At 40.9% G+C, this 1,033-nt stretch carries 1 protein-coding gene; it reads left to right on the top strand.

The genetic code is table 11. The annotated features are described in order from the left end of the window. Window positions 1–359: 359 nt before the first annotated feature. Window positions 360–1,033, top strand: a 674-nt coding sequence (locus B5D50_RS19955) for a hypothetical protein (RefSeq protein ID WP_143594442.1), incomplete at its 3' end; no start/stop codon positions are given.

The raw sequence follows: 1,033 nt of genomic DNA, 5'->3' as shown, positions 1-1,033 counted from the left end.
GGACGGCGACGACGGTTTGAGCTACGCTTACGGTTGATCGCCGCTCTTGTTAATCGGATGATTGGGGGATAATTATTTTCGCAAGAGGTCTAATAAATCGACTCAAGACTATATTACCTGCACACCTGAGATTGTAAGCCGTTCGGGTTTATCTGAATCGACTATTCGCCGACTTGAAAAGAAAGGTTTATTTCCGAAACGTCAAGCTATTGGGCTGCGCAAAAAAGGGCTGCCTGAAAGTGTTTTTGCCAAATGGCTTAAAAGCGGTTCATCGAATGTAATTGCATAAGCATATATAAAGAAAAACGGCCTATTGCTAGTAGGCCGTATTAATCATTCATTTGGAGTTGCCATTCTATATGAAGTTAGAAGAGCATGCCTATTTAATCGATCACTTTGAGCCTGTTTATACATATCCTAATAGAGTTCGTGCAGTGCACGGGTCAGCGATAGCAAAAGAGCCTCATAAATTAAATCTTATGTGGCGCGTTAAACAAAAAGAACCGATTGAGAACTTATTGAGTCAGTTTAGGGAAACGTATGGTAAGCAACGTTTCCACGAAAAGAAGTACCGAGAGGAATTATCTTGTGTGATAGCCAACTGCTTGCATGGTAAACCCGTACTGTATAGCCGTAATACTAAAGATAAAAACTTCACGACGGTGATTGATTGGTGTACTGACGTAGGGCTTCTTTTTAACAGTATAGGCAACCAAAACGAATACGAAGGTGTAGGCTCTTGGTTTGTCCCAACGGATGGTTTAGATTTTTATCTAGCTTCTCATAAAATCGAGGTAGCACTTGCAAATAACTGCTCTATGTTAGAGTTACGTACACCCGATCCAATCAAGCCTGACAGATGGATTAGCTACAGACCACAAAAGAGAACTAGGCAAATTGATAGCCTAAGCCGACCTATTAGAGCCTTTAATGCAATGATGCTAGATCATTGCACAACACTGAATGACCGCTTCCAAATTCCCTACTTAAACCGCATCTTTAACTATGTCTATAGTTTAGGTGGCCGATTTTA

The organism is Thiothrix eikelboomii, assembly GCF_900167255.1.
GTDB lineage: Bacteria > Pseudomonadota > Gammaproteobacteria > Thiotrichales > Thiotrichaceae > Thiolinea > Thiolinea eikelboomii.
Note: the sequence above shows the minus strand (reverse complement) of the source record. Positions and strands in the feature narration are given on the sequence as shown.